Annotated in this window: 1 pseudogene; it reads left to right on the top strand. The window is 68.7% G+C overall.

Features of this window, described 5'->3' with window-relative positions:
* Window positions 1-233 (top strand): annotated as a pseudogene (locus tag SB771_RS37345) (NADH-quinone oxidoreductase subunit F); the annotation flags it as partial.

The raw sequence follows: 233 nt of genomic DNA, 5'->3' as shown, positions 1-233 counted from the left end.
CCAGAGGCCCTCGCGGTCACCCGCGAGGCCGTGCAGCAGTGGCGGGCGCATCGCCTGTTCGCGGCGATCGAGCAGCGGCTCGGCGGCCTGCTGTCGCTTGGTGTCGTGCCCAGTTCCGGTTTGTACATCGGGGGCGAGGAAACGGCCGTCATTGCGAGTGTAGAAGGCGGTTTTCCGTTTCCTCGGCGCAAACCGCCGTTCCCGGCTGAACAGGGCGTCCATGGCGCGCCGAC

The sequence above is a fragment of the Burkholderia sp. SIMBA_051 genome (genome assembly GCF_046534915.1).
GTDB classification, from domain to species: domain Bacteria; phylum Pseudomonadota; class Gammaproteobacteria; order Burkholderiales; family Burkholderiaceae; genus Burkholderia; species Burkholderia ambifaria.
Note: the sequence above shows the minus strand (reverse complement) of the source record. Positions and strands in the feature narration are given on the sequence as shown.